Raw genomic sequence first — 1,286 nt, 5'->3', positions numbered from 1 at the left:
AAAAATTGGAGTCGAACACGACGCGCGACGCAGCCCAGCAGGAGCGTTTGCGGGAACTTGGCTGGCGCGTCCTGGTCGTCTGGGAATGCCAACTCGGCGATACCACGAAACTGACGGACACGATCAGGCATTTCTTGGATAATTTTGGAGAACCAACATGAAATCCGTTGAACTTTTCGCCGGAGCCGGAGGCTTGGCCCTGGGCGTCACCCTCGCGGGCTTCGAATCCCTGGCCGTGGTGGAATGGGACAAATGGGCCTGCGACACGATACGGGAAAACAAGCGGCGCGATTTTCCCCTGGTTCGCGATTGGCCGCTGTGGGAAGGCGATGTGCGCTCGTTTGACTGGCGGGCGCTGCCCGAGGACATCGACCTGCTCGCGGGTGGGCCGCCATGCCAGCCATTCTCCATGGGCGGCAAGCACAAGGCCAATGGGGACAAACGCGACATGTTTCCCGCCACCGTCGACGTGGTGAGAACATTGCGCCCGAAAGCCTTCATCGTCGAAAACGTGAAGGGCCTGACCAGGTCCAGCTTCGCGAACTACTACCAGTACATTCTCTTGCAGCTTGAGTTTCCGGAAGTCGCGAGAAAACCGGAAGAAGATTGGGCGGACCACCTCAAACGCCTCCAGGGCGAAAAGACATCCGGAGCGTTGCACGGATCGGGCCTGACCTACAACGTCGTGCCCACGCTGGTGAACGCGGCCGACCATGGCGTTCCGCAAAAGAGGGAACGGGTCTTCATTGTCGGCTTCCGCGCCGACCTGGGTGTCGAGTGGTCTTTCCCCGCTCCCACGCACGGCCTCGACGCGCTGCTGCATGCCCAATGGGGGAGCGGCGAGTATTGGGAGCGCCATGACGTGCCCAGATCGGCGCGTCCGGCGCTTCCGACGGGCATGGCGGCGAGAATCCGCAAACTCGGATATCTCATCGATCCTCCACGGGAAAAGCCGTGGCGCACGGTGCGGGATGCACTGGCCGACGTCGGCGATCCGCGCCAGTCCGGCGGCGACTTTTTGAACCATGTCTTTCAGGATGGCGCGCGGGTCTATCCGGGACACACCGGCAGCCCGCTGGATCTTCCCGCCAAGACCCTCAAGGCGGGAGACCATGGCGTTCCGGGAGGCGAAAACATGATGGTTCTCGAGGACGGCCGCGTGCGGTATTTCACGGTTCGAGAATCCGCGCGGCTGCAAACCTTTCCGGATGGATACATTTTCCATGGGTCCTGGACGGAAACCATGCGCCAGCTCGGAAACGCCGTTCCCGTCATCCTGGGACGCA

At 61.7% G+C, this 1,286-nt stretch carries 1 protein-coding gene; it reads left to right on the top strand.

Features of this window, described 5'->3' with window-relative positions; all coding sequences use genetic code 11:
- Positions 1 to 157: 157 nt before the first annotated feature.
- A partial coding sequence (locus EOL86_15210; protein ID NCD26918.1) for a DNA (cytosine-5-)-methyltransferase occupies positions 158 to 1,286 on the top strand: 1,129 nt, incomplete at its 3' end.

The organism is Deltaproteobacteria bacterium (assembly GCA_009930495.1).
Lineage (GTDB): Bacteria > Desulfobacterota > Desulfovibrionia > Desulfovibrionales > Desulfomicrobiaceae > Desulfomicrobium.
The sequence above is the reverse complement of the archived record's forward strand: the minus strand, read 5'-3'. Positions and strand labels throughout refer to the sequence as shown.